Annotated in this window: 21 protein-coding genes and 1 tRNA gene; 16 read left to right on the top strand and 6 right to left on the bottom strand. The window is 66.5% G+C overall.

The window, feature by feature from the left end:
• Positions 1–49: 49 nt before the first annotated feature.
• From NYR58_RS15305 to iolB, 10 genes are all read left to right on the top strand, one after another.
• The gene (locus tag NYR58_RS15305; protein WP_261521966.1) at positions 50–1,129 is read left to right on the top strand and encodes an ABC transporter permease; all 1,080 of its coding nucleotides are present in this window, start codon (positions 50–52) and stop codon (positions 1,127–1,129) included.
• Between the two features lie 13 nt (positions 1,130–1,142).
• The gene (locus tag NYR58_RS15300; RefSeq protein WP_261521960.1) at positions 1,143–1,916 is read left to right on the top strand and encodes an ATP-binding cassette domain-containing protein; all 774 of its coding nucleotides are present in this window, start codon (positions 1,143–1,145) and stop codon (positions 1,914–1,916) included.
• The gene (locus NYR58_RS15295) at positions 1,913–2,716 is read left to right on the top strand and encodes an SDR family oxidoreductase (protein WP_261521959.1); all 804 of its coding nucleotides are present in this window, start codon (positions 1,913–1,915) and stop codon (positions 2,714–2,716) included. The genes NYR58_RS15300 and NYR58_RS15295 overlap by 4 nt, the downstream gene beginning before the upstream one ends.
• 50 nt (positions 2,717–2,766) lie before the next feature.
• The gene (gene iolG, locus NYR58_RS15290) at positions 2,767–3,771 is read left to right on the top strand and encodes an inositol 2-dehydrogenase (protein ID WP_261521958.1); all 1,005 of its coding nucleotides are present in this window, start codon (positions 2,767–2,769) and stop codon (positions 3,769–3,771) included.
• A gap of 60 nt (positions 3,772–3,831) precedes the next feature.
• On the top strand, positions 3,832–4,662 hold the full coding sequence (locus NYR58_RS15285) for a MurR/RpiR family transcriptional regulator (protein WP_261521956.1): 831 nt from the start codon (positions 3,832–3,834) through the stop codon (positions 4,660–4,662).
• A gap of 96 nt (positions 4,663–4,758) precedes the next feature.
• Complete coding sequence (locus NYR58_RS15280; protein WP_261521954.1) at positions 4,759–6,678, top strand: bifunctional 5-dehydro-2-deoxygluconokinase/5-dehydro-2-deoxyphosphogluconate aldolase; 1,920 nt, start codon at positions 4,759–4,761, stop codon at positions 6,676–6,678.
• Positions 6,675–8,498: a 3D-(3,5/4)-trihydroxycyclohexane-1,2-dione acylhydrolase (decyclizing) gene (gene iolD, locus NYR58_RS15275; protein ID WP_261521952.1), complete on the top strand. Its 1,824-nt coding sequence runs from the start codon at positions 6,675–6,677 to the stop codon at positions 8,496–8,498. Before NYR58_RS15280 ends, iolD begins: the two co-directional genes overlap by 4 nt.
• A complete protein-coding gene (iolE, locus tag NYR58_RS15270) occupies positions 8,499–9,398 on the top strand; it encodes a myo-inosose-2 dehydratase (RefSeq protein WP_261521951.1) in 900 nt (299 codons plus the stop codon). It begins immediately after the preceding gene.
• Between the two features lie 20 nt (positions 9,399–9,418).
• Positions 9,419–9,631 carry a DUF3329 domain-containing protein gene (locus tag NYR58_RS15265; RefSeq protein WP_261521949.1) on the top strand — a complete coding sequence of 71 codons (213 nt, stop codon included), beginning with the start codon at positions 9,419–9,421 and terminating at the stop codon, positions 9,629–9,631.
• Positions 9,632–9,644: 13 nt separating this feature from the next.
• A complete protein-coding gene (gene iolB, locus NYR58_RS15260) occupies positions 9,645–10,454 on the top strand; it encodes a 5-deoxy-glucuronate isomerase (protein WP_261521948.1) in 810 nt (269 codons plus the stop codon).
• A gap of 46 nt (positions 10,455–10,500) precedes the next feature.
• On the opposite strand, the gene NYR58_RS20595 is transcribed toward iolB, so the two are convergent.
• Positions 10,501–10,842, bottom strand: a complete 342-nt coding sequence (locus NYR58_RS20595) for a sunset domain-containing protein (RefSeq protein ID WP_261521947.1) — start codon at positions 10,840–10,842, stop codon at positions 10,501–10,503.
• Positions 10,843–11,065: 223 nt separating this feature from the next.
• A tRNA-Gln gene (locus NYR58_RS15250) sits at positions 11,066–11,139 on the bottom strand.
• 238 nt (positions 11,140–11,377) lie between these two features.
• Between NYR58_RS15250 and NYR58_RS15245 the strand changes: the two genes are divergently transcribed.
• Complete coding sequence (locus tag NYR58_RS15245) at positions 11,378–12,700, top strand: Ppx/GppA phosphatase family protein (RefSeq protein WP_390880969.1); 1,323 nt, start codon at positions 11,378–11,380, stop codon at positions 12,698–12,700.
• Complete coding sequence (locus NYR58_RS15240; RefSeq protein WP_261521945.1) at positions 12,697–13,401, top strand: RlmE family RNA methyltransferase; 705 nt, start codon at positions 12,697–12,699, stop codon at positions 13,399–13,401. Before NYR58_RS15245 ends, NYR58_RS15240 begins: the two co-directional genes overlap by 4 nt.
• Here the strand turns inward: NYR58_RS15240 and NYR58_RS15235 are convergent.
• A complete protein-coding gene (locus tag NYR58_RS15235) occupies positions 13,359–14,834 on the bottom strand; it encodes an MFS transporter (protein ID WP_261521943.1) in 1,476 nt (491 codons plus the stop codon). The two genes, NYR58_RS15240 and NYR58_RS15235, sit on opposite strands and share 43 nt — an antisense overlap.
• A gap of 325 nt (positions 14,835–15,159) precedes the next feature.
• Between NYR58_RS15235 and guaB the strand changes: the two genes are divergently transcribed.
• Positions 15,160–16,662, top strand: coding sequence for an IMP dehydrogenase (gene guaB, locus NYR58_RS15230; protein ID WP_261521942.1), 1,503 nt, complete (start codon positions 15,160–15,162; stop codon positions 16,660–16,662).
• Between the two features lie 162 nt (positions 16,663–16,824).
• On the opposite strand, the gene NYR58_RS15225 is transcribed toward guaB, so the two are convergent.
• Positions 16,825–17,526 (bottom strand): MIP family channel protein, encoded by a 702-nt coding sequence (locus NYR58_RS15225; RefSeq protein ID WP_261521939.1) that lies wholly within the window; start codon positions 17,524–17,526, stop codon positions 16,825–16,827.
• A 121-nt stretch (positions 17,527–17,647) separates the two neighbouring features.
• Positions 17,648–18,547 (bottom strand): hydrogen peroxide-inducible genes activator, encoded by a 900-nt coding sequence (locus tag NYR58_RS15220; RefSeq protein WP_261521938.1) that lies wholly within the window; start codon positions 18,545–18,547, stop codon positions 17,648–17,650.
• Positions 18,548–18,684: 137 nt separating this feature from the next.
• On the opposite strand from NYR58_RS15220, the gene katA reads away from it, so the two are divergent.
• A complete protein-coding gene (gene katA / locus NYR58_RS15215; RefSeq protein ID WP_261521937.1) occupies positions 18,685–20,175 on the top strand; it encodes a catalase KatA in 1,491 nt (496 codons plus the stop codon).
• Between the two features lie 107 nt (positions 20,176–20,282).
• On the opposite strand, the gene NYR58_RS15210 is transcribed toward katA, so the two are convergent.
• On the bottom strand, positions 20,283–21,293 hold the full coding sequence (locus NYR58_RS15210) for an aldo/keto reductase (RefSeq protein WP_261522081.1): 1,011 nt from the start codon (positions 21,291–21,293) through the stop codon (positions 20,283–20,285).
• Between the two features lie 228 nt (positions 21,294–21,521).
• On the opposite strand from NYR58_RS15210, the gene NYR58_RS15205 reads away from it, so the two are divergent.
• Together NYR58_RS15205 and guaA are read left to right on the top strand one after the other, a co-directional pair.
• Entirely contained in the window at positions 21,522–22,808 is a 1,287-nt protein-coding gene (locus NYR58_RS15205) for an RsmB/NOP family class I SAM-dependent RNA methyltransferase (RefSeq protein WP_261521936.1), read from the top strand.
• A gap of 103 nt (positions 22,809–22,911) precedes the next feature.
• On the top strand, positions 22,912–24,474 hold the full coding sequence (guaA, locus tag NYR58_RS15200) for a glutamine-hydrolyzing GMP synthase (RefSeq protein ID WP_261521934.1): 1,563 nt from the start codon (positions 22,912–22,914) through the stop codon (positions 24,472–24,474).
• Positions 24,475–24,856: the final 382 nt, after the last annotated feature.

Here is a 24,856-nt window from a genome sequence, read left to right as displayed (position 1 = left end):
CACGGGCTGCCTGTGCGGCGATCGCAGATGGATATTGGGAGGATAGACGATGTCCGAGACCACTCATGGCACCGGCGGCCTGACCTTCGACGCCTCGAGGCGGGTGTGGCCGAACGAATTGAACATATTCGGCGCGCTGGTGTTGATCGTCTTGATCTTCGAGGTGCTGGGCGCCCTGTTGATGGGCCAGAGCTTCCTGTTCGACACGCAGGGCCGCTTCGGCAGCATCTTCAACGAGCAGCGCCTCTACATCATCATCCTCCAGGTTTCGATCGTCGGCATCATCGCCATTGGCGTGACGCAGGTGATCATCTCCGGCGGCATCGACCTGTCCTCCGGTTCGGTCGTCGGCGCCACCGCGATGATCGCCATGAGTTTCGCACAGGTGGCGGAGGTCAACGGGCATCCCAATCCGAAGGCGGTCTTCGGCCCTGCCTTCATGGATCTGCCGGTCATCGTGCCGGTGGTGGTGGGGCTTGCCTGCGGTCTGGTGGCGGGCCTGATCAACGGCCTTCTGATCGCCTATACGCGCATTCCCCCGTTCATCGCCACCCTCGGCATGATGGTCACGGCGCGCGGCGTTGCCAAGTGGTGGTCCAAGGGCCAGCCGATCTCCTTTCCCACCGACAGCTACGCGATGATCGGAAACGGGCTTGGCGGCTGGATGCCGGTGTTCATCTTCGTGGGACTTGCGATCCTGTTTCAGCTCATCCTGAAATACACGGTCTATGGCAAGCACACCTATGCCATCGGCTCCAACGAGGATGCCGCGCGCATGTCGGGCATCAAGGTCGCCCGTCACAAGGTGCTGGTCTATGTGATTGCGGGCATGCTGGCTGCCCTGGCCGCCCTGGTCCTCAGCTCCAAGAACCTGACGGCCCAGGCCGGCATGGGCGTCATGTACGAGCTCGACGCCATCGCCATGGCCGTCATCGGCGGCGTCTCGCTTTCCGGCGGGCGCGGCTCCGTCGTCGGCACGGTGCTCGGCGCGCTGATCTTCGGCGTCATCATCTCCGGCTTCACCTTCCTCAGGCTCGACGCCTACTATCAGGAGATGGTGAAGGGCGCGATCATCGTCGGCGCCGTGGTGCTCGATCAGTATCGCCAGCGCTTCGCTTCGCAACGCTAGCAGGGAGGAGACTATGAGCGACGACGTCATTCTGGAGACCCGCGACCTGACCAAGCACTATGGCGGTGTCCATGCGCTGGAAGGCGCCAACTTCATCCTGCGGCGCGGCGAGCATGTTGCCATCATGGGCGACAACGGCGCCGGAAAGTCCACCTTCGTGCGCCAGATCACCGGCGTCGAGCAGCCCACCCGCGGCCAGATCATCTTCGACGGGATTCCCCGCCAGTTTTCCGGGCCGATCGACGCGCGCGAAGCCGGTATCGAAACCGTCTTCCAGACGCTGGCGCTCGCCGACGATCTCGACGTGCCGGACAACCTGTTCCTGGGGCGCGAGAAGACGCTGTTCAACCTCGGCCCCTTCTCCATTCTCGACTATCGGGCCATGCGGGAGGCCACCCTGCGCGGGCTGGAGCGCACGGCGGTGAAGATACCCAACATCCGCAACAAGATCCGCAACATGTCCGGCGGACAGCGCCAATGCGTGGCCATCGCGCGCACCGCCACCTTCCACTCCAAGCTGACGATCATGGACGAGCCGACGGCGGCGCTCGGCGTTCAGGAGACGGCGCAGGTCGAGAACATCATCCGCACCCTGAAGGAGACCGGCGAGCCGCTCATTCTCATCAGCCATAACATGCGCCAGGTCTTCGATCTGGTGGACCGAATCGTCGTCTTCCGCCGCGGCCGCATCGTGGCCAACCTCAACAAGCAGGAGACGGATCCCCAGGACGTCGTGGCCTACATCACCGGCGCCAAGACCGGCGCCGAGTATCAGGACGCCGCATGATGCCGCAGGACCGCGCAGACACGGAAGGTGCGGCCCGGCATGCCGTCATCACGGGGGGAACTCAGGGGTTGGGTTTCGCCATCGCACGGCAGCTCGTGCGGGAAGGTTGCGAGGGCGTCGTCCTTGCCGGTCGCGACCCGGCGAAGGGAGAGCAGGCCGTTGCCGCGCTGAAGGCGCTGGGCGGCAACGCGCATTTCGTCGCCGCCGACGTGGCCGACGTCGAGGATTGCCGCATGCTGATCGACCGTGCGGTGGCGCTGCTCGGCCCGCTCGATGCGCTGGTCAATGCGGCGGCCTCCTGCGACCGGGGAAGCCTGCTCGACACGACGCCGCAGGTCTGGGCCAGGCTGATGGACGTGAATGCGCGCGGCCCCTTCTTCACCATGCAGGCATTCGTGCGCCAGGCGCTCGATCACCGCATCCCGGCTTCGATCGTCAACATCGTGTCCATGGTCATTCACTGCGGCCAGTCCTATCTGGCGCCCTATTCGGCGTCCAAGGCGGCGCTTGCCAACATCACCAAGAACACCGCGCAGGCCCATCGCCATGACCGCATACGCTGCAATGCCATCGCCTGCGGCTGGATGGACACGCCCGGCGAGGATGCCACCCAGAAGCGCTTTCACAATGCACCCGACGACTGGCTGGAGAAGGCAGAGGCGGCCCAACCCTTCGGGCAGCTCGTCAAGCCGGCGCAGGTGGCACCGCTTGCCACCTACCTTCTGTCGCCGCGCTCGGGCGTGTTGACGGGCGCCATCATCGACTGCGACCAGAACGTCGCCGGTGCCTATCCCGAATAGGCCCGGCAACGGCTGGTCCCAACCCTAGAAGCGAGACAGGAAGAACTCCCATGACCGTAAGATTCGCACTTCTGGGCGCCGGACGCATCGGCAAGGTGCACGCCCAGGCGATTGCCGGCAACCGCGATGCCGCACTTGTCGCCGTCGCCGACGCCTTTGCCGAGGCCGCTCAGGCCATCGCCGACACCTATGGCTGCCAGGTGCGCAGCATCGAGGAGATCGAGAAGGCGGGCGATGTCGATGCCGTGGTGATCTGCACTCCCACCGACACCCATGCCGACCTGATCGAGCGTTTCGCGCGGGCCGGCAAGGCGGTATTCTGCGAGAAGCCGATCGACCTCGATCTCGGTCGGGTCAGGGCCTGCCTGAAGGTGGTGGAGGAGACGGGCGCCACCCTCATGGTCGGTTTCAACCGGCGCTTCGACGCCCATTTCGCGGCCGTGCGCGCGGCCATCGACGAGGGCCGGATCGGCAAGGTGGAGATGGTGCAGATCACCTCGCGCGATCCCGGCCCGCCGCCGGCCACCTATATCCGCTCCTCCGGCGGCATCCTGCGCGACATGACGATCCACGATTTCGACATGGCCCGCTTCCTGCTGGGCGAGGAGCCGGAGACGGTGTTTGCCACCGCCTCGGTGCTTGTCGACCCGGAAATCGGCGCCCTCGGCGACCATGACAGCGTTTCCGTGGTGCTTACCACCGCATCGGGCAAACATTGCGCCATCTCGAATTCGCGCCGCGCCACCTATGGCTACGACCAGCGCATCGAGGTGCTGGGCGAGAAGGGCGCCGTCGCGGCCGAGAACCAGCGGCCGGTCTCCATCGAGATCGCCACGGCCGAGGGCTTCACGAAGCCGCCGCTGCACGACTTCTTCATGACGCGCTACACCCAGGCCTATGCCGCCGAGATGGCCGCCTTCATCGCCGCCGTCTCCGGCGGTGCGGCGCCTTCGCCCAGCGGCGAAGACGGCTTGAAGGCGCTGGCGCTGGCCGATGCGGCCTACCGTTCGCTTGCGGAGGGCCGGGCGGTAAAGGTGGCCGAGGTGCTGGGTTAGTGGAATCTGCGTTGCAGGAGCGATAGCATCGCGGCGATCACCACCAGGGAAAGAGGGCGCATGGACGCGGTTTCGGCACCGGCCAGCATCGAGGAACTGCTCGATCGCATCATGGAGGTCTCCGACGGCCTGCCCAAGCGGCTGCGCCAATGCGCCGACTATGTGGTGGCGAACCCGGACCGCATCGCCGTCTCCACCGTCGCCGAAATGGCGGAGGCGGCGGGCGTTCAGCCCTCGGCCTTCATGCGCTTCTGCCAGGTGCTGGGCTTTTCCGGGTTCTCGCAGATGCAGCGCCTGTTCCGCGACTCCTACATCCCGGCATGGCCGGACTATTCCACCCGCCTGGAAAAGCTGCGCCAGAGCGGGGCAGGCAGCCCCTCGGCGCTGCTGGCCGAGTTCGTGGAGGCCGGCCGGCTGTCGCTGGAAACGCTGACGCGCACCATCGACCCGCGCACGCTCGACGTTGCCGTCAAGGCATTGTCCGAGGCCAGCATGGTGCACATCGTGGGCCTCCGCCGCGCTTTCTCCGTCGCCTCCTACCTGGCCTACGGCTTCGAGAAGATGAATGTGCCCACCATGCTGCACGATCATGTCGGCAAGCTTGACAGCCACCATGCCATCCGCGCCGGCGACGCGGTGATCGCCATCACCTTCGCCCCCTATTCGGCGGAGACCGTGGCGCTGGCGGAGGCGGGCGCGCGTGCCGGGGCCTCCGTGGTGGCCATCACCGATTCGCTGGCCAGCCCACTGCGCCCCGTCACGCCGCTTCTCCTCACCGTTCAGGAGGCGGATTTCGGTGATTTCCGCCTGCTCTCGGCCACGCTGTCGCTCGCCGTGGCATTGGTGGTGGCCGTCGGCACGGCCAATCGCGAGCGCCAAAATGGAATATAAAGATTGAAATTCATCTGCTATGGAAAGTATATTCCATAGCGAGACGCGCCCGCGGCCATGCCGGCCCGCGCGCGCAACCGGGCAGGGAGGCGTGATGTGACGAAGCCCCTCGACGTCATCACCATCGGCCGTTCGTCGGTCGATCTTTACGGCGCCCAGATCGGCGGCCGGCTGGAGGACATGGCCTCCTTCAATAAGTATATCGGCGGCTCGCCCACCAACATCGCCGCCGGCGCGGCGCGGCTGGGGCTGAAGTCGGCGCTGATCACCCGTGTGGGCGACGAGCACATGGGCCGCTTCATCCGCGAGGAGCTGGAGCGCGAGGGCGTGGATGTGCGCGGCGTCAAGACAGATCCCGAGCGTCTCACCGCGCTTGTCCTTCTCGGCATCCGCGACCAGGAGCAGTTCCCCCTCATCTTCTATCGCGAGAACTGCGCCGACATGGCGCTCAGCGAGGACGACATCGACCCCGCCTTCATCGCCGAGGCGCGTTGCGTGTGTGCCACCGGGACCCACCTTTCCCATCCGCGCACGGAGGCGGCGGTGTTGAAGGCGCTGCGGCTTGCCCGCGAAAGCGGCGCCAGGACGGCACTCGACATCGACTACAGGCCCAATCTGTGGGGCCTGGCCGGCCACGATGCCGGCGAGAGCCGCTTCATCCAGTCCGAGCGCGTTACGGCGAAGCTCCAGGCCACGCTTCCGCTCTTCGACCTCATCGTCGGCACGGAGGAGGAGTTCCACATCGCCGGCGGCTCGACCGACACCATCGAGGCGCTGCGCGCCGTGCGCCGCATCACCGACGCCGTGCTGGTGTGCAAGCGCGGCCCCATGGGTGCTGCCGCCTTTGCCGGCGCCATTCCCGACACGCTCGACGAGGGCGAGGCGGGCGAACATTTCCCCATCGAGGTCTTCAACGTGCTGGGCGCCGGCGATGGCTTCATGGCCGGGCTTCTCAAGGGCTGGCTTTCGGGCGAGGACTGGCCGACGACACTCAAATACGCCAATGCCTGCGGCGCTTTCGCCGTCTCCCGCCATGGCTGCACGCCGGCCTATCCCTCATGGGAGGAGCTGCAATATTTCTTCCGCACCGGCATCAGGAACCGCGCGCTGCGCAAGGACGAGGCGCTCGAACAGGTGCACTGGGCGACCAACCGCAAGGGCCACTGGCCGCAGATGCGCGTCTTCGCTTTCGACCATCGCAAGCAGCTTGAGGAGATGGCGGATGCCCTGGGTGCTCCCCATTCGCGCATCGGCGCCTTCAAGACGCTGTGCCTGGAGGCGGCCAGGCAGGTCGCCGGCGACCGCCACGGCTACGGCATCCTGTGCGACGGACGGCTTGGCCGCGAGGCGCTTTATCGGGCGGCCGCCAGCGGCCTCTGGATCGGCCGCCCCGTCGAGTGGCCGGGCTCCCGCCCGCTGACGCTGGAGCCGGAGATCGGCCCGGATTTCGGCGGCCTCGTCGAGTGGCCGCTGGAGCATGTGGTCAAGGTGCTGTGCTTCTATCATCCCGATGACGATGCCGAGACGAAGGCGCGCCAGGAGGACGTGGTCAAGAGGCTTTTCTCCGCCGCCCGCCGCAATCGTCTGGAAATGCTGCTGGAGATCATCCCCTCCAAGGTGCGCCCTGCCGACGATCAGGCGGCCGCCGCGGTCATCGAGCGCTTCTACGAAATCGGCGTCTATCCCGATTGGTGGAAGCTGGAGCCGATGACCTCCACGCGGGCGTGGGAAAACGCCTGCCAGGCGATCTCCCGCAACGATCCGCGCACGCGCGGCATCGTCGTGCTCGGGCTCGACGCGCCGGCGGAGGAGCTGGAGGAGAGTTTTGCGGTTGCCGCCGGCTTCGATCTCGTGAAAGGCTTTGCCGTGGGGCGCACCATCTTTGCCGAGCCGGCGCGCCGCTGGCTTGCCGGCGAGATGGAGGACGGCGAGGCCGTCGCCGCCATGGCCGCCAACTATCGCACCCTGTGCGCGGTTTGGGACCGCGCCTGCGCAAGACATGGGAGGCCCGTATGAAGACGATCCGGCTGACCGCCGCCCAGGCCCTCACACGCTATCTGGCGGCACAGTTGAACGAGGATGGCGAGCCCTTCATCGCCGGTGTTTGGGCGATCTTCGGCCACGGCAATGTCGCCGGCCTTGGCGAAGCACTCTATGCCATGCGGGAGAGGCTGCCCACCTATCGCGGCCACAACGAGCAGTCCATGGCCCATGCCGCCATCGCCTATGCAAAGCAGCTTCGCCGCCGGCGCGCCATGGCCGTCACCTCCTCCATCGGCCCCGGTGCCACCAACATGGTGACGGCGGCCGCCCTGGCGCATGTGAACCGCCTGCCGGTGCTCTTTCTGCCGGGCGATGTCTTCGCAAATCGCGGTCCCGATCCGGTGCTCCAGCAGATCGAGGATTTCGGCGACGGCACGGTGAGCGCCAATGATTGCTTCCGTCCCGTCTCGCGCTATTTCGATCGCATCACGCGGCCCGAGCAGCTCTTGACCGCGCTGCCGCGCGCCTTCCGCACCATGACGGATCCGGCCGATTGCGGCCCCGTCACGCTCGCCCTGTGCCAGGACGTGCAGGCGGAAGCCTACGACTGGCCGGAAAGCTTCTTCGAGCAGAGGGTCTGGCGCATGCGCCGCCCCCATCCCGATCCGGTCGAGGTGGAGCAGGTGGCGGGAATCCTCGCCGCCGCCCGCACGCCAGTCATCGTCGCCGGCGGCGGCGTCCACTATTCGGGCGCCCACGAGGCGTTCCGCTTCTTCGTCGAGGCACATCAGATCCCTGTGGTCGAGACCCAGGCGGGCAAGTCGGCGCTGCCCTGGGACCACCCGCTCAACCTCGGCCCGGTGGGTGTCACCGGCGCATCCAGCGCCAACCGGCGTTGCGCCGAGGCCGATGTGGTCATCGGTGTCGGCACCCGCTTCCAGGATTTCACCACCGGCTCCTGGTCTCTCTTCTCGCGGCCCGGCCGCCGGCTCGTCAGCCTCAACGTCAACGCCCATGACGCGGTCAAGCACGGTGCCGTGCCGCTCTGCGCCGATGCGCGCGTGGGGCTGGAGGCGCTTCGGCACGCGCTGGGCGACAGGCGGTTCGATCCACCGGACCCGAAGCTCAAGGAGGAGTGGTTCGCTGCCGCCGATGCCGTGACCGCGCCCCCGCAAGACACCAACGCCCTGCCCACCGACATGCAGGTCATCGGCGCCGTGCAGCGCGCGGCGCGCGACAACACGGTGGTCATGTGCGCCGCCGGCACCATGCCCGGCGAGTTGCACAAGCTGTGGAAGGCGGGGCGCCCCGGCTCCTACCATATGGAATACGGCTATTCCTGCATGGGTTACGAGATCGCCGGCGGCATGGGCATCAAGATGGCCGAGCCCGACCGCGATGTCGTCGTGATGGTGGGCGATGGCTCCTACATGATGATGAACTCGGAGCTGGCCACGGCGGCGATGATGGGCATCAAGATCACCGTCGTCATCACGGACAATCGCGGCTTCGGTTGCATCAACCGGCTGCAGATGGCCACGGGCGGGGCGGAGTTCAACAACCTGCTCGACCATGCGCACCACGTGAACCCCTCGCATATCGACTTCGTCGCCCACGCCGCCTCCATGGGGGCCGAGGCGGTGAAGGCGGGCTCCATCGCCGAGCTCGAGGAGGCGCTGGCACGTGCCCGGCAGGCCGATGGCCCCTTTGTCGTGGTCATCGACACCGACCCCTATCCCTCCACGGCGGCCGGCGGCCACTGGTGGGATGTCGCCGTGCCGGAGGTCTCCGAACGCGAACAGGTGAAGAAGGCGCGCGCCGGCTACGAAGCGGCGCTGAAGGAGAGGCTTTGAATGATCCGCTACGGCACCAACCCCATCGCCTGGTCGAATGACGACGACCATTCCATCGGCGCCCACATTCCGCTGGAGCAGTGTCTGCGCGAGGCGGCAGAGATCGGCTTCGCCGGTATCGAGAAGGGCCACAAGATGCCCTCCGATGGCGAGACGCTGAAGCATGTTCTGGCCGAACACGGGCTCGTCTTCGTCTCCGGCTGGCACTCGCTCAACCTGCTCGTCAACGACATCGAGACCGAGAAGCGGGCCATCCAGCCGCATCTCGACATGCTGAAGGCGAATGGCTGCGAGGTCTGCATCGTCTGCGAGACGTCGAACGCCATTCACGGCAGGGACGGGGTAGCGCTGCGCGACAAGCCGGTGCTTGCCCATGAGGAATGGCCGCAGTTCTGTGCCGGGGTGGAGGCCATCGCCGCCTACTGCGCGCAGCAGGGCATTCACCTGGTCTATCATCACCACATGGGCACCGTCGTCCAGACACGCCAGGAGATCGACCGCCTGATGGCCGGCACGGGGCCGGCAACCAAGCTTCTGCTCGATGTCGGCCATGCCTGGTTCGGCGGTGCCGATCCGCTCGACCTGGCGCGCGCCTATGCGGACCGGGTGAAGCACTTCCACGCCAAGAACATTCGTCCCGCCGTGCGCCGCCAGGTGGAGGCGGAGGGCCTTTCCTTCCTCGAAGGCGTGCGCCGCGGTGTCTTCACCGTTCCCGGCGACCCCGAGGGCGAGATCGACTTCGCGCCGGTGCTCAAAGTGCTGGCCGAGCACGGCTATGAGGGCTGGCTCGTCATCGAGGCGGAACAGGACCCCCTGAAGGCCGATCCGGTGAAGTATCAGTCGATGGGGCTTGAGGCGCTGCGCCAGGCGGCGCGCGCGGTCGGGCTGGACCGCGCCTGACGAGCTTCTATAGTTGGCCGATGGACAAGCTTCTCGATCTTCACCACCCGTTCTTCGCGCCCCTGTGGCGCAGGGTGGCCATTATCGCGGTCTGCCTCGGCTGGGGCATTTTCGAGTTCGTCATGGCCAGCCCCTTCTGGGGCATGCTGTTCACGGCGCTCGGCGCCTATTGCGCGTGGGTTTTCCTCGTCGGCTATGAGCCGCGCGGCGAGGGCGAGAACAAGACGGAATAGGGAGCAGGAAAAGATGCCGAAACTCCTTCGCAAGCCCGCCGGCGAGGCGGGCAAGGTGCACGACATCACGCCGCAGAGCGCCGGCTGGCGCTATGTCGGCTTCGGCCTCTACCGCCTGAAGCCCGGCGAGACGGCGCAGGAAGAGACCGGCGAAAACGAGGTCATTCTGGTGCTCGTGGAGGGCAAGGCCGAGATTTCGGCAGCAGGCCGCGATTTCGGCGAACTCGGCGAGCGGATGGATGTGTTCGAGCGCCTGCCGCCGCACGCCGCCTATGTGCCTGGCGGTGCCCATTGGCAGGCCAGGGCCACCACCCACTGTACGCTTGCCGTCTGCGCGGCGCCGGGCAAGGGCGGCCGTCCCGCCCAGGTGATCGGCCCTGCCGGAATCTCGCTTGCCGAGCGCGGCAAGGGCGCCAACACGCGCTACATCCACGCCATCGCCATGGAAGAGCGCGACGTGGCCGACAGCCTGCTCGTCACCGAGGTCTACACGCCCCAGGGCAACTGGTCGTCCTATCCGCCGCACCGGCACGACGAGGACGACTACCCGCGGATGACCTATCTGGAGGAGACCTACTATCACCGCCTGAACCCGGCCCAGGGCTTCGGCTTTCAGCGCGTCTTCACCGAGGACGGCACGCTCGACGAGACCATGGCGGTGGAAAATCACGACGTGGTGCTGGTGCCACGCGGCCACCATCCCTGCGGTGCGCCCTATGGATACGAGATGTACTATCTCAACGTCATGGCCGGCCCCCGCCGCGCCTGGCGCTTCAGGAACCACCCGGACCACGACTGGATCTTTCAGCGCGACAACGCCTGAACCGCCCTGCAGCGGCGCGAGCAGCCTGCCGTTCACCGGTGGGTCTTCACATTCTTGATCTTCGCCAGCCCGCCTGCAGGGCCTCTTCCTCGGAGCAGAACCAACGCTCGCCCCGCAGCAACGAGATTCGCGTGGCGGAGTAGTAGTGCTGGCCTGGCACGTGATAGATGCGTTCGCCGGTTGCGTGGCTGATGTTGCCTTTGATGTTGCAGCCCGATCCCGGAAGCATTGCCCATATGTGGCTCGCGGCAAGGCCATCTGCCGTGTAACCGATTCCGGCAGAACCCATGAGCAACAGCCCGATCAGCAGCGGTGGCACGGATGAGCGGCGCGGGTTTTTCGCTCGCTGGTGGCCGCCTCCCGACCTTGATTGTTCCAAAGTCTTCATGCCCGCAGGGTAGAGCCGAAGGGTTGCGGCAACGGAAAAAGCGGCAAGATAATTTTAACGATACACGACCACACGCCGGCCCGCCCGTTCTGCCGGCAATGGGCGAAAATTTCAGGCCGGATCCGCCTTTGAGAGACTTCGCGCCCCACAGCCGTGCGCATCAGCCGGGGTTTGGCGCGCGGCGTTCCCAATTCTTTAAGCCATTATTTCTGTTTGGAAAAGATGGCTGGGGAACCTGGATTCGAACCAGGACTGACGGAGTCAGAGTCCGCTGTTCTACCGTTAAACTATTCCCCAGCAGGCGCGCCGCGCTTCGCGGTGCGTGGGCCAAGCTATTTAGCCATGCCCTTTCAATAGTCAACCCCGCCGCGTTTTTCAAATCCCGATTGTTGCACAGGGCGCCATGCGGGGGCCTTACGGTCGGCGCCGCAACTTGGCTCTTGGTCAAAGGCGGCGGCGCTGTTAGTGTGGCGCCAACGACAGCATTGGGCGCCTGCGCGCCGTCGGGCGATGTGCGGGCGCGGAAGGACATACGGTGGACGACCACGAGCAGGGTGACGCGCCACCGGTCGCGGACGGCGTTGGCGATCACGTCTCGGTGGGGGATGGCGTGGCCGGAAACGGGCGGGGGCAGGCGTCGCGCCTCCCCCGAGCAGCCGTGGCCGAGGGGCGGAACAAGCCGAAGCGCAAGCGCGCGCGAAAGCGCCGCCGGCGCGTTTTCGTGCAGGGTGGCGCGGTGCCGCCCTGCCAGCAGCCGCAAGGCGGCGACGGCGCAAACGGGCAGGCCGCGCAGCCCGTCCCTGCGGGGCCGGCGGCGGGCCGGCGCGCCCCGGCCGCGCGCCGGCTGCCGGAAACACTCTATGCCGCGCTCGATCTGGGCACCAACAATTGCCGTCTCCTGGTGGCCACGCCCAGCCGGCCAGGCCGCTTTCGCGTTGTCGATGCCTTCTCGCGCATCGTGCGGCTGGGCGAGGGGCTGTCGGCCACCGGCCGGCTCAGCCCGGCGGCCATGGACCGCGCGCTCGAGGCGCTGGCCATCTGTGCGGAGAAGCTTTCGGGCCTGCGCCTTGCCGGCGTGCGCACCATCGCCACGGAGGCCTGCCGTGCAGCCCGCAACGGCGAGGATTTCCTGGGCCGCGTGCGCCGCGAGACCGGGCTGACGCTGGAGGTGATCGACCGACACACCGAGGCCAGGCTCGCCGTCGCCGGCTGCAGCTCCCTGGTCACGCGGGAGACGGATGGGCTGGTGCTGTTCGACATCGGCGGCGGCTCTTCGGAGATTGCGCTCATCGACCTGACGCGCCATCGCACGCCCCGCCTGGCCGACCACATCGTCTCTTGGACCTCGCTGCCCGTCGGCGTCGTCTCGCTGGCCGAGCGCTTCGGCGGCCGCACGGTCACGCGCGAGACCTTCGAGGCCATGGTGGCGGAAGTGACGGCCATGCTGGCGCGTTTTGAAGGGCGCGGCCGTCTCTCCCATCTCGCCTCCACCGCCCGCTTCCACCTGCTCGGCACCTCGGGCACGGTCACCACCCTTGCCGGCGTGCATCTGGGCCTCCGGCGCTATGACAGGCGCCGGGTGGACGGGCTGTGGATGGAGCGCGAGAGCGTGGACCGCATGATCGACACGATCCTCGGCTGGAGCTTCGACGAGCGCAAGGCCAATCCTTGCATCGGCGCCGAGCGTGCCGATCTGGTGCTTGCCGGCTGTGCAATTCTGGAGGCCATAAGACGCCACTGGCCGGCCGAGCGCCTGCGCGTGGCCGACAGGGGCCTGCGCGAAGGCATGCTCAACGAGATGATGGCGCGCGATGGCGTTTGGCGCCGTCGCCGCCGTCTCGCGGGGTGTCGGCCATGAGCCGGGGCGGCGGCAAGCCGGGCGCCGGCCCCCGCGCCCTCAAGACGCGGGTGAAGAAGAAGCGCGGCCTGAAGTCCTCCTCGCGCCGCTGGCTCGAGCGCCATTTGAACGATCCCTATGTGCACCGGGCGAATGCCGAGGGCATGCGCTCGCGCGCGGCCTACAAGCTTGCCGAAATCGACGACAGGCACCGCATCCTCGCCCCCGGCATGAGGGTGATCGACCTGGGTGCAGCCCCCGGCGGCTGGTGCCAGGTGGCCGCGGCCCGAGTGAGGTCCGACCCGGAAAATCCCTCGGTGGTGGGCATCGACTATCTGGAGATGGATCCCGTGCCGGGTGCTGCCATCCTCAAGATGGACTTTCTGGAGGATGCGGCTCCCGCCCGCCTTCTTGCGCTGCTTTCCGGCCCGCCCGACGTGGTTCTCTCCGACATGGCGGCCCCTACCACCGGCCACCGCCGCACCGACCATCTGCGCACCATGCATCTGTGCGAGGTGGCGGCGGATTTCGCCGTCGGCGTGTTGCGGCCCGGCGGTCACTTCCTGGCCAAGACCTTCCAGGGTGGGGCGGAGACGGAGCTGCTTTCCATGCTGAAGCGCAATTTCCAGTCGGTCCACCATGTCAAGCCGCCGGCCTCGCGCGGCGAATCGGTGGAGCTCTATCTGCTGGCCAAGGGCTTCAAGGGAAAGGCGGGAGAGTGAGCAGCGGGCGCTGAGCTTCGCTCGGCGGCAAGCGCCGGCTCCTCGCTTTCCATGCGCCGGCGCCGGTGGCCGGAGACGGCGCTGCCCGTATCGGCCGGCAGGTTGAGGAAGGGCAGGGCGGCCAGCGCCGTGAGCAACGCCACGATCACGAAGGCATTGGCAAAGGCGTCGAGGCCCAGCTCGGCGCCCGTCATCTGCACCGTCGCCTCCAGGACGCCGGCCCCCACCGCCACGCCCAGCGCGATGCTGATCTGCTGGCTCGCTGCGGCGATCGCCGTCGCCTGGCTCGCTTCCCGTTCGCCGATCTCGGCGAAGACCAGCGCATTGGCGGAGGTGAAGAACAGAGAGCGGAAGAAGCCCGCCGCCGCCAGCACGGCGATGATGACGGCGGCCGATGTGGCTGGGGTGAACAGCGCATTGGCGGCAATCAGCACGCTGCCCAGCAGCGCCGCAAGCACAAGGGTGAGGCGGAAGCCCGCCATCCGCAGGGTCGCCGTGGCGATGAACTTCATCGCGATGGCGCCGAGCGCCGAGGAGAAGGTCAGCATGCCCGACTGGAAGGGCGTCATGCCGAAACCGATCTGGAACATGAGCGGCAGCAGGAAGGGCACCGCCCCCGCGCCGATGCGGAACAGCGAGCCGCCGATGATGGCGGCGCGGAAGGCGCGGATGGAAAACAGCCGCAGGTCGAGAATCGGCTGCGGCGCCTGCCGTGCATGGCGCGCGTAAAGCCAGCCCATCGCCAGCCCCGCCGCCACGGTGGCCAGCCCCACCGCCGGCGGCAGCGCCGGCAGGCTGACCACGGAAAGGCCAAAGACAAGGCCGGAGGCGGCAAGGCCGGAGAGCACGAAGCCCTTCACATCCAGCCTTTCTTCCGCCTGCGGCTCGAACTGCGGCAGCACGCGGCCGGAGAGATGGATGCCGGCCAGCCCGATGGGCACGTTGATGAGAAAGATCCAGTGCCAGGAGAAATAGGTTGTGATGAAGCCGCCGAGCGGCGGCCCGACCACGGGGCCGACAAGCGCCGGCACCGTCAGCCACGCCATGGCGGAGACGAGCCGGTTCTTCGGTGTCGCACGCACCAGAACCAGCCGCCCCACCGGTGTCATCATCGCCCCGCCCATGCCCTGCAGGAAACGCGCCAGAACGAAGGCCAGAAGCGAGTTGGAGATGGCGCAGGCCACCGAGCCGATCACGAACACGCCGATCGCCAGCCGGAACACCCGCTTGGCGCCGAAACGGTCCGCCATCCAGCCGCTGACGGGAATGAAGACGGCCAGCGCCACCAGATAGGTGGTCAGCGCCAGCTTCAGCGTCACCGGGCTGGTGCCGATGTCCTCGGCAATCGCCGGCAGCGAGGTGGCAATCACCGTGGAGTCCATCTGCTCCATGAAGAGCGCAACAGCGAGGATCAGCGGCAGGGAGCGGTTCACGGGCTGCGCCTCGGGCTGGGAAATGGAGGTCGGCCGGCGCGGGGAGAACGCCGACCCGCCCCATATCGGCCGAAAGGGCTGCGATGTCAAAGGCCTCCCCGCACGGGCCGCCACCGGCCCGGCGCAGCCCGCGCACGTGGCGCCTTGCGGCATTTCCGCCTCCGCGGATGCGCTCTTTCGCCGGAGTCGACCCAGCGTCTTTTCAAGTCGTAACGGACGTGGTACGAGCCAGCGCCAATCCTGAAAGGGAATCATCATTGGGATGGCCGCTTTGCCCGCGAGGGAAAACGGCCCGCACGTTGCTCTCATCCTTCAAGGGTCGGCCATGGCAAGAATCATCGAAACCGCAACCGGAACCGAGGCGCTCACCTTCGATGACGTGCTTCTCCAGCCCGGGCATTCCGAGGTGATGCCGGGCCAGACGGATGTGAGCACGCGAATCGCCGGCGATATCGAGCTCAACATCCCCATCCTCTCGGCCGCCATGGATACAGTGACCGAATCGGCGCTGGCCATTGCCATGGCCCAGGCTGGCGGCATCGGGGTCATCCATCGCAACCTGTCGCCCGCCGAGCAGGCCGAGGAGGTGCGCCAGGTCAAGAAATTCGAGTCGGGCATGGTGGTCAATCCGCTCACCATCGGGCCCGACGCGACGCTTGCCGATGCCCACGCGCTGATGAACGCCCATCGCATCTCCGGCATTCCGGTGGTGGAAAATGGAGGACTGGGCGGTCACACCACGGGCAGACTCGTCGGCATTCTCACCAACCGCGATGTGCGTTTCGCCTCCAACCCGGCCCAGCCGGTGCGTGAGCTGATGACGCATGACAATCTGGTGACGGTAAGGGAGGGGGTGAGCCAGGAGGAGGCCAAGCGCCTGCTTCATCAGCATCGCATCGAGAAGCTGCTGGTGGTGGATGACGCGGGAAACTGCGTCGGCCTCATCACGGTGAAGGACATCGAGAAGTCGCAGTTGAACCCCCATGCCTGCAAGGATGCCAGGGGGCGGCTGCGCGTGGCGGCGGCCACCAGTGTGGGCGATGACGGTTTCGAGCGCGCCGAACGGCTGATCGACGCCGGGGTCGACCTTCTCGTCATCGACACCGCGCACGGTCACTCCCAGCGCGTGCTCGATGCGGTGGCCCGCGTCAAGACACTGTCGAACGCGGTGCGCATCGTTGCCGGCAATGTGGCGACCGCCGACGGCACGAAGGCGCTCATCGACGCCGGCGCGGATGCGGTGAAGGTGGGCATCGGTCCCGGTTCCATCTGCACCACGCGCGTTGTGGCCGGCGTCGGCGTGCCCCAGCTTTCGGCCATCATGGCGGCGGTCGAGGTGGCGCAGAAGGCCGGTGCGACGGTCATCGCCGACGGCGGCATCAAGTATTCCGGCGATCTGGCAAAGGCGATTGCCGCCGGCGCCAGCGCGGCGATGATCGGTTCCCTGCTGGCCGGCACGGACGAAAGCCCCGGCGAGGTGTATCTCTACCAGGGTCGCTCGTTCAAGGCCTATCGCGGCATGGGCTCGGTGGGCGCCATGGCGCGCGGCTCGGCCGACCGCTATTTCCAGGCAGAAGTGCGCGACACGCTGAAGCTGGTGCCCGAGGGCATCGAGGGCCAGGTGCCCTACAAGGGGCCGGCCGCCGGCGTCCTGCACCAGCTTACCGGCGGTCTGAAGGCGGCGATGGGCTATGTCGGCGCGCGTACCATCGCCGAGCTTCAGGAGAAAGCCACCTTCGTGCGCATCTCCGGCGCGGGCCTTCGCGAAAGCCATCCCCATGATGTGACGATCACCCGCGAAAGCCCGAATTACCCGGGAGCTGGCTAGACCGGTTCATCGTTTCATTGAAACGCTGATCCGGTCCATCCGTTTGTTTTTCAAGCATTTGTGCGACGCCAGATGATTCCATCTGGCTGCAAGATGCTGCAGGCGCGCCGGGCCACTTGTGGAAAAGCCCCGGTTTCCCCGGGGCTTTTCGGTCTCCTCGGGTCAGGCGCGCGCTTTTTTCAGGACAATCTCTGTCTTCTCCAAGACGCCGGTCCTGTACAGGAGCCCGGCCGCCGCGCCACCGATGAGCGGGGCCGCGATGAAGAGCCATAGCTGCGCCATTGCCGTGCCGCCGGAGAAGAGGGCGGGCCCGATGGAGCGCGCCGGATTGACCGAGGTTCCGGTCACGGCGATGAAGCAGATGTGAATGGCCGTCAGCGTCAGGCCGATCACGAGGCCCGCCATGACCGTGATGTGCTTGCCCGCCGTGACGCCGAGAATCACCATCACGAAGATGAAGGTGGCCACCATCTCTGCGATGAAGGCCGCCGCGGTGGAATAATCGCTCCACCCGTTGGCGGCCAGATTGGTGGGCGCCCCGGAGGCGGCACCCGTGGCTATGATCCACAGGACAAGCGCGCCGAGAACGCCCCCAACCACCTGGGCGGCCATGTAGGGCGCCACGTCCCGTGCCGGCAGGCGCCCGGCAAGAAAGGCACCGAGGGTGACGGCCGGGTTGAGATGTGCGCCCGAGACAGGCCCGACCGCATAGGCCATCGCCACCACCGCGATGCCGAAGGCGAACGCGATGGCAAGCGCACCGCCGGTAGGGATCAGCGCGCCGAAGTCGCCGAGAACAACGCTTCCGCACCCGATGAAGACAAGGAAAAAGGTGCCGAACAATTCTGAAACATAAGCTTTCATAACAAGATTACCTTGAAGTTGCTAAAGAGGACAGGAAATTATCCGATTTCCTGGGAAGAGCAACGTGAATTTTATTCAGAACGGAAACTGTATTACTGTAAAACCGTAGTGCTCGCGAGGCTCATCCGGTTGGGCAGGCATCCTTCACCGCCTCCGCAAGCACCGGGAAATCCGCCTGCCGCGGGCTCGTCCTGCGCCAGGCCAGGCAGACAGTGCGCGCCGGCGCCGGTTCGATGAAGGGGAGAACGCGCACGCCGGGCATGCATTCCGCCGCCTGCCGTGCCATGGCGGGGATCAGTGTCACGCCCATGCCATGGGCGACCATGTGCAGAAGCGTGGCAAGGCTGGTCGCCCCGAAACTTGCCATGGTGCGCGGCGTGACCTTGCCGCACACGGCCAGGGCCTGGGCGCGCATGCAGTGGCCGTCCTCCAAAAGCATCAGCCGCTCCAGCGCCATGCTTTCCTCCGCCACCGGCGGCGCGATGCGCCCCGCCTCTGCCTCCGGCACCGCGAGGTAGAAGCGGTCCTCGAAGAGCGCACTGCTTTTCAGGCGCGTCTCCTCCAGTGGCTCGGCTGCGATCAAGGCATCGAGCCGGCCATGGACGGTCTCCTCCACCAGCGTGTCGGTCACCGCCTCCCGCACCTCCAGACGCAGATCGGCAAAGCGCTCCTTGAGCAGGGGCAGGAGGCGGGGCAGCAGATAGGGCGCCACGGTGGGGATGACGCCAAGGCGGAAACGGCCTTCCAGCACGCTTCGCCCGCGTTGGGCGAGGTTCTCCAGATCCTCCACCTCTGCCAGGATGCGCGCGATGCGCGGGCGCAGCGCGTGTGCCTCCGCCGTCAACCGCACGCTGCCGCCACCCCGTTCGAACAGCCTGTAGCCGAGCTGCGCCTCCATTTCGGCGATCTGCGCGGACAAGGCAGGCTGGGTGACGCCAACAGCCTCGGCGGCGCGCCCGAAATGCAGAAGTTCTGCCAGCCGCTCGAAATACTGCATCTGGCGAAGGGTCAGTCGCAACATAAGAAAAACTTATCGCATTGAACACCAAATGCAATTGGAATTTATCGTGGCGGCCCGCTACTCTGGATTTGTTCCAAGCACCCCAGCCCATCGATCGCGGCCGGCCCGTCCGGTCGCGCCAGCAAGGAGAGATTGCCATGGCCGACAAACCGAGATTGACCACGACGGCGGGCGCCCCTGTGCCCGACAACCAGAATTCGATCACGGCGGGCGAGCGCGGTCCCGTACTCCTGCAGGACTACCAGTTGATCGAGAAGCTGGCGCATCAGAACCGCGAGCGCATCCCCGAGCGTGTGGTTCATGCCAAGGGGTGGGGCGCCTATGGCACGCTCAAGATCACCGGCGACATTTCCAGGTTTACCAGGGCCAAGGCGCTTCAGCCCGGCGCGGAAACGCCGCTGATCCTGCGCTTCTCCACCGTGGCCGGCGAGCTTGGCGCGGCCGACGCCGAGCGCGACGTGCGCGGCTTTGCCATCAAGTTCTACACCGAGGACGGCAACTGGGATCTGGTGGGCAACAACACGCCGGTCTTCTTCGTGCGCGATCCCTACAAGTTCCCGGATTTCATCCACACCCAGAAGCGCCATCCTCGCACCAATCTGCGCTCCAACACCGCCATGTGGGATTTCTGGTCGCTGAGCCCGGAGTCCCTCCATCAGGTCACCATCCTGATGTCGGACCGCGGCTTGCCGGTCAGCCCCATGCACATGAACGGCTATGGCTCGCACACCTATTCCTTCTGGAACGACAAGGGCGAGCGCTATTGGGTGAAGTTCCACTTCAAGACGCTTCAGGGCCACAAGTTCCACACCAACGAGGAAGCCGAGAAGGTCGTCGGCAAGACCCGCGAGAGCTACCAGGAGGCGCTGTTCGGCGCCATCGAGCGCGGCGAGTTTCCGAAGTGGAAGATGCAGGTGCAGATCATGCCCGAGCTCGATGCGGAGAAGACGCCCTATAATCCCTTCGATCTCACCAAGGTCTGGCCGCATGCGGACTATCCGCCCATCGACGTCGGCATTCTGGAGCTGAACCGCAACCCGGACAATTATTTCGCCGAGATCGAGCAGGTGGCCTTCTCGCCCTCCAACATCGTGCCCGGCATCTCGTGGTCGCCGGACAAGATGCTGCAGGCGCGCATCTTCTCCTATGCCGATGCGCACCGCTACCGACTGGGAACCCATTACGAGGCGCTGCCCGTCAACGCGCCGAGGTGCCCCGTCCACCACTACCACAAGGATGGGCAGATGAACTTCTTCGGCCACAGGGCGGGCAATCCCGATGCCTATTACGAGCCGAACTCCTTCAATGGCCCGGTGGAGGATTCGTCCGCCAAGGAGCCGCCGCTGAGGATTTCCGGCGATGCCGACCGCTACAACCATCGCATCGGCAACGACGACTATTCCCAGCCGCGCGCTCTCTTCAACCTCTTCGACGAAGGCCAGAAGAACCGCCTCTTCAACAACATCGCCGCGGCGATGGCCGGTGTGCCCGGAGAGATCATCGAGCGCCAGCTCGCGCATTTCGACAAGGTCCACCCGGACTACGGCAATGGCGTGCGCAAGGCTCTGAAGGCGCACTACGGCTACGAGGCAGGGGCGGCCGCAGCCACGCCGCAGGCCGCGGAATAAAGGGGTTGCCCAAGCTGGGAGCCGGGAACGGGCGCGGGGCCTTCCGCGCCCGTTCGTCCCTGCGGGAGTCTGCGCCGAAAGCCGGCAGCCGCTTCTCGGCGCATCGCCTAGGAAGGCTCCATCTCCTCGGCGAGGATGGCGTCGATCTCCGCCATTGTTGAAGCGGGCAGGGGGCCCTTCTCCATGGCCGCGAGATTTTCGCGCACCTGCGCCTCGGTCTTGAAACCGGGGATGGGAAAGGTGTTGGGCGAGCGGGCGAGAATCCAGCCGAGCGCGCCTTGGGCAAGGGTGCGTCCGCCGGTCTGCAGCAGCGCGCGCAGCGCATCGAGCCGCCTGAGATATTCGGGATGCGGCCGTCCCTCCCTGAAAAACCGGACCCATCCATGGCCGGCGCCGCGCACCTCGGTTGGGGAAAGCCGCGCCCCGGCCCCGAACTTGCCGGTAAGAAATCCCATGCCGAGGGGCGAACGATTGAGGCTTGCGAGATTGCTTTCCTCGCACAGGGCAAGCATCTCCGGCCCGTCCACGAAGACGTTGAGCTCCTGCTGCACGGCCACGAAATGCGGGAACTTCAACATGCGGCGGGCCGCCCCCGCATTGTCCGTACTCCAGCCCCAGAAGCGGATGGCGCCCTTCTCGGCCAGCTTTTCGAGAGCTTCGCCCGCCGCATCCGCCTGATCGTCGGCAAGCTCGCCCACATGAATCTGATAGAGGTCGATATGGTCCGTGGCGAGCCGCTTCAGCGAGGCCGCACAGGCCCGCGCAATATAGGCGGGGCTGACGTCAATGCCGTTCAGCGTGCGTGTCGCGCGGTCATGGGTGAAGCCGAACTTGGTGGCGACGATGGCATCCGTCCGGCGGCCGGCCAGCGCGCGTCCGATCACCTCCTCGCTGTGCCCGGTCCCATAGGCATCGGCGGTGTCGATCAGCGAGGCACCCATCTCAAGGCCGAGATGGATGGCACGGATGGACTGCGCGTCGTCCACCTCACCCCAGCCGTCCGGCTTTCCGTCCAAGATGAAATGCCCGCCGATCGCCCAGCCCCCGAGGCCCACCGCGCCGGCCGAAAGGCCCGAGCGCCCCAACGTTCTGCGATGTGCTGCTGTCGTTCCGGTCATGGGCGAAGCGCCCTCCTTGTCCTGAATGGTGTTGCGGTCCGGCGCGGTGCGCCGCGCCACCATTCATCCCATTGGGGCGGCGGTCGTCAGAAGTCCTGAAATTCGCAAGGCGTTTTTCGGAAATGAAAAACGGCCGTCACGAAAGGGCCTGTGGCGATCTTGTCCTTGCCTGCCGGCTCGCGAGCGCTTAGCTAGGCGCCATGACGGGTGAACCGAGAAGGAGCCACGATGCGCCTAGGGGGCAGGCTCGCAGCAGCCATCGACATTCTCCACGACATCGAGACACGCCACCGCCCAGCCGCCGAGGCCATGCGCGACTGGGGGCTGAACCACCGCTTCGCCGGAGCCGGAGACCGCGCGGCGATCGGCAACATCGTCTATGACGGGCTGCGCCGGCGCAGCGCCGCCGGCTGGCTGTTCGATGCCGACACGCCGCGCGCGCTCGCCTTCGGCGGCTACATGCTGGAGAACGGCATGGCGCCCGAAGCGGTCAACCAGGCGCTCGCCGAGGACCGCTTCGCGCCGCCGCCGCTCGACGAGGCGGAACTGCGCGCCCTCGCCGCCCGCCTCGGCACCCCGCTGCCGGAGGCTGCGCGCGCCAACATTCCCGAATGGTGCCGCCCCGTGGCGGTCCGTGCTTTCGGCGCGGCGTGGGTCGAGGAATGTGCCGCCCTTGCCGCGCGCCCGCCGCTCGACATGCGGGCCAACTCCCTGAAGGCCAGCCGGGAGAAGGTTCTCGCCGCACTTGCGCGCGCCGGCGCTGCGGCCTCGGCCATCGCAAGCCGCGGCATGCGCATTCCGCCGGTGGCGGGCGACGGGCGTCACCCCCACGTGCAGGCGGAGCCCGCCTTCCACAAGGGCTGGTTCGAGGTGCAGGACGAAGGCTCGCAGATCGTCTCCGAGCTTGCAGGCGCGGAACCCGGCTTCCAGGTGCTCGACTTCTGCGCCGGCGCGGGCGGCAAGACGCTCGCCATGGCGGCGATGATGGAAAATCGCGGACAGGTTCATGCCCATGACGCCGACAGGCAGCGCCTGGCGCCGATCTTCGACAGGCTGAAGCGCGCCGGCTGCCGCAACGTGCAGGTGCTGGCCGACGAGGCGGCGCTGGCGCCCCTCGAAGGCCGGATGGACCTTGTTGTGGTGGATGCGCCGTGTACGGGGTCGGGCACGTGGCGCCGGCGCCCCGACGCCAAATGGCGGCTGACCCCGCAGCAGCTCGAGGCGCGCCAGGGCGAGCAAACGGCCATCCTCGACGCAGCCAGCCGCTATGTAAGGCCGGGCGGGCGGCTCGTCTACATAACCTGCTCCTTCTTCGAGGAGGAGAACGCCGACCAGGCGCATGCCTTCCTTGCACGCAATCCCGCCTTCCGCGCCTGCGATCATCAGGCCATCTGGCAGGAGCGCTTTCCCGACCATCCGCAGGCCGTGCACATTCGCCGGGAGGCGGGTATCATGCTGACGCCGGCAAGCGCGGGCACGGACGGCTTCTATTTCGCCGCCTTCGAGCGTCGCTAGCGGGGTGGTTCGCCACGCCATAGCGCCGGAGACCGACAGGATTTTACAGAAGCCGAAGGCTGAAACCGTTGCGTCGAATCGCTTCCTTCTCTAAAGGCTCGCCATGAGCATCACGACCCATCCCGACACCGTTCTCATCGTCGATTTCGGCAGCCAGGTCACGCAGCTCATCGCGCGGCGCGTGCGCGAGGCTGGCGTCTATTCCGAGATCGCGCCTTTCCAGTTCGCCGAGGATGCCTTCAAGCGCCTGCAGCCCAGGGCGGTCATCCTCTCCGGCAGCCCCGCCTCGACTGCCGAGACCGGCAGCCCGCGCGCGCCCGAGATCATATTCGCCTCCGGCGTCCCGGTCCTCGGCATCTGCTATGGCGAGCAGACCATGTGCGCCCAACTCGGCGGCAAGGTGGAGGGAAGCGACCACCGCGAGTTCGGTCGCGCCTTTCTGGAGGTGACGGAGGACTGCGCGCTCTTCGAGGGGGTTTGGGCGCCGGGCACGCGCCATCAGGTGTGGATGAGCCACGGCGACCGGGTGACCGCCTTGCCCCCGGGCTTCAAGGTGGTAGGAACCTCTTCCGGCGCCCCCTTCGCCGCCATCGCCGACGACAAGCGCCGCTATTACGGCGTGCAGTTTCACCCCGAGGTGGTGCACACACCGGACGGAGCGCGGCTCATCGCCAATTTCGTGCACAGGGTGGCCGGGCTTGCCGGAGACTGGACCATGGCGGCCTATCGCGAACAGGCGGTCGAGGCCATCCGCCGGCAGGTGGGATCCGGCAGAGTGATCTGCGCGCTCTCCGGCGGCGTGGATTCCTCCGTGGCTGCGCTGCTGACCCATGAGGCGGTGGGAGAGCAGCTGACCTGCATCCTGGTCGACCACGGCCTGATGCGCAAGAACGAGGCGGCCGAGGTGGTTTCCATGTTCCGCGAGCACTACAACGTGCCGCTGGTGCTGGTGGATGCCTCCGACCGCTTCCTGGCGGCGCTGGAGGGCGAGGTCGACCCGGAGAAGAAGCGCAAGACCATCGGACGCCTTTTCATCGAGGTCTTCGAGGAGGAAGCCTCGAGGCTGGGCGGCGCCGATTTCCTGGTCCAGGGCACGCTCTATCCGGATGTCATCGAGAGCGTCTCCTTCACCGGCGGCCCCTCCGTCACCATCAAGTCGCACCACAATGTCGGCGGCCTGCCGGAGCGCATGAACATGAAGCTCGTGGAGCCGCTGCGCGAGCTCTTCAAGGACGAGGTGCGCGCGCTGGGCCGCGAGCTCGGCCTGCCCGAGCGTTTCATCGGCCGCCATCCCTTCCCCGGTCCTGGCCTCGCCATTCGCTGCCCGGGCGGGGTGACCCGCGAGAAGCTGGAGATACTGCGCGCTGCCGACGCGATCTATCTCGACGAGATCCGCAAGGCCGGTCTCTATGATGCGATCTGGCAGGCCTTTGCCGTGCTCCTGCCCGTCCAGACCGTGGGTGTGATGGGGGACGGGCGGACCTACGAATATGTCTGTGCGCTGCGCGCCGTGACCTCGGTGGACGGCATGACCGCGGATTTCTATCCCTTCGACATGGACTTCCTCGGCCGCGCCGCAACCCGCATCATCAACGAGGTCCGCGGCATCAACCGCGTCGTCTACGACGTGACGTCGAAGCCCCCCGGAACCATCGAGTGGGAATGATTCAGGCAGCGCCAGGAATATCCGGAAGCACGCCAGAAGGCGACATAAGGCACTGAAATCACCAAATATTGTGTCCGAGACCTATCGCCGGCTTTCGGCCCGTTAGCGAGTGATCTGACGGCATGACTGACGGTATCGCCCAAAGTTGCATCGCGCGGAAATCTCTTATACCGTCAGGGTGTCGGAAGCCTTGACGGTATATTTTTGTCCATATCACACTGAAATAAAAGAGAAAATTGATAGTCAGCGGCGCCATTTTGGGGCGACGGTATTTTTCAGGGCTTCGCGTCGGAAAACGCCCATTTTAGAGCGGGATGAATCTAGGTTTGTCCGTATCCTGCATTAGCGAAGTAGTTTGTGCATTCGTCGGCCGAGATTGAGT

The organism is Chelativorans intermedius (assembly GCF_025398255.1).
In the GTDB taxonomy this organism is placed as follows: Bacteria; Pseudomonadota; Alphaproteobacteria; order Rhizobiales; family Rhizobiaceae; genus Chelativorans; species Chelativorans intermedius.
This window is presented reverse-complemented; position numbering and strand designations above follow the sequence as displayed.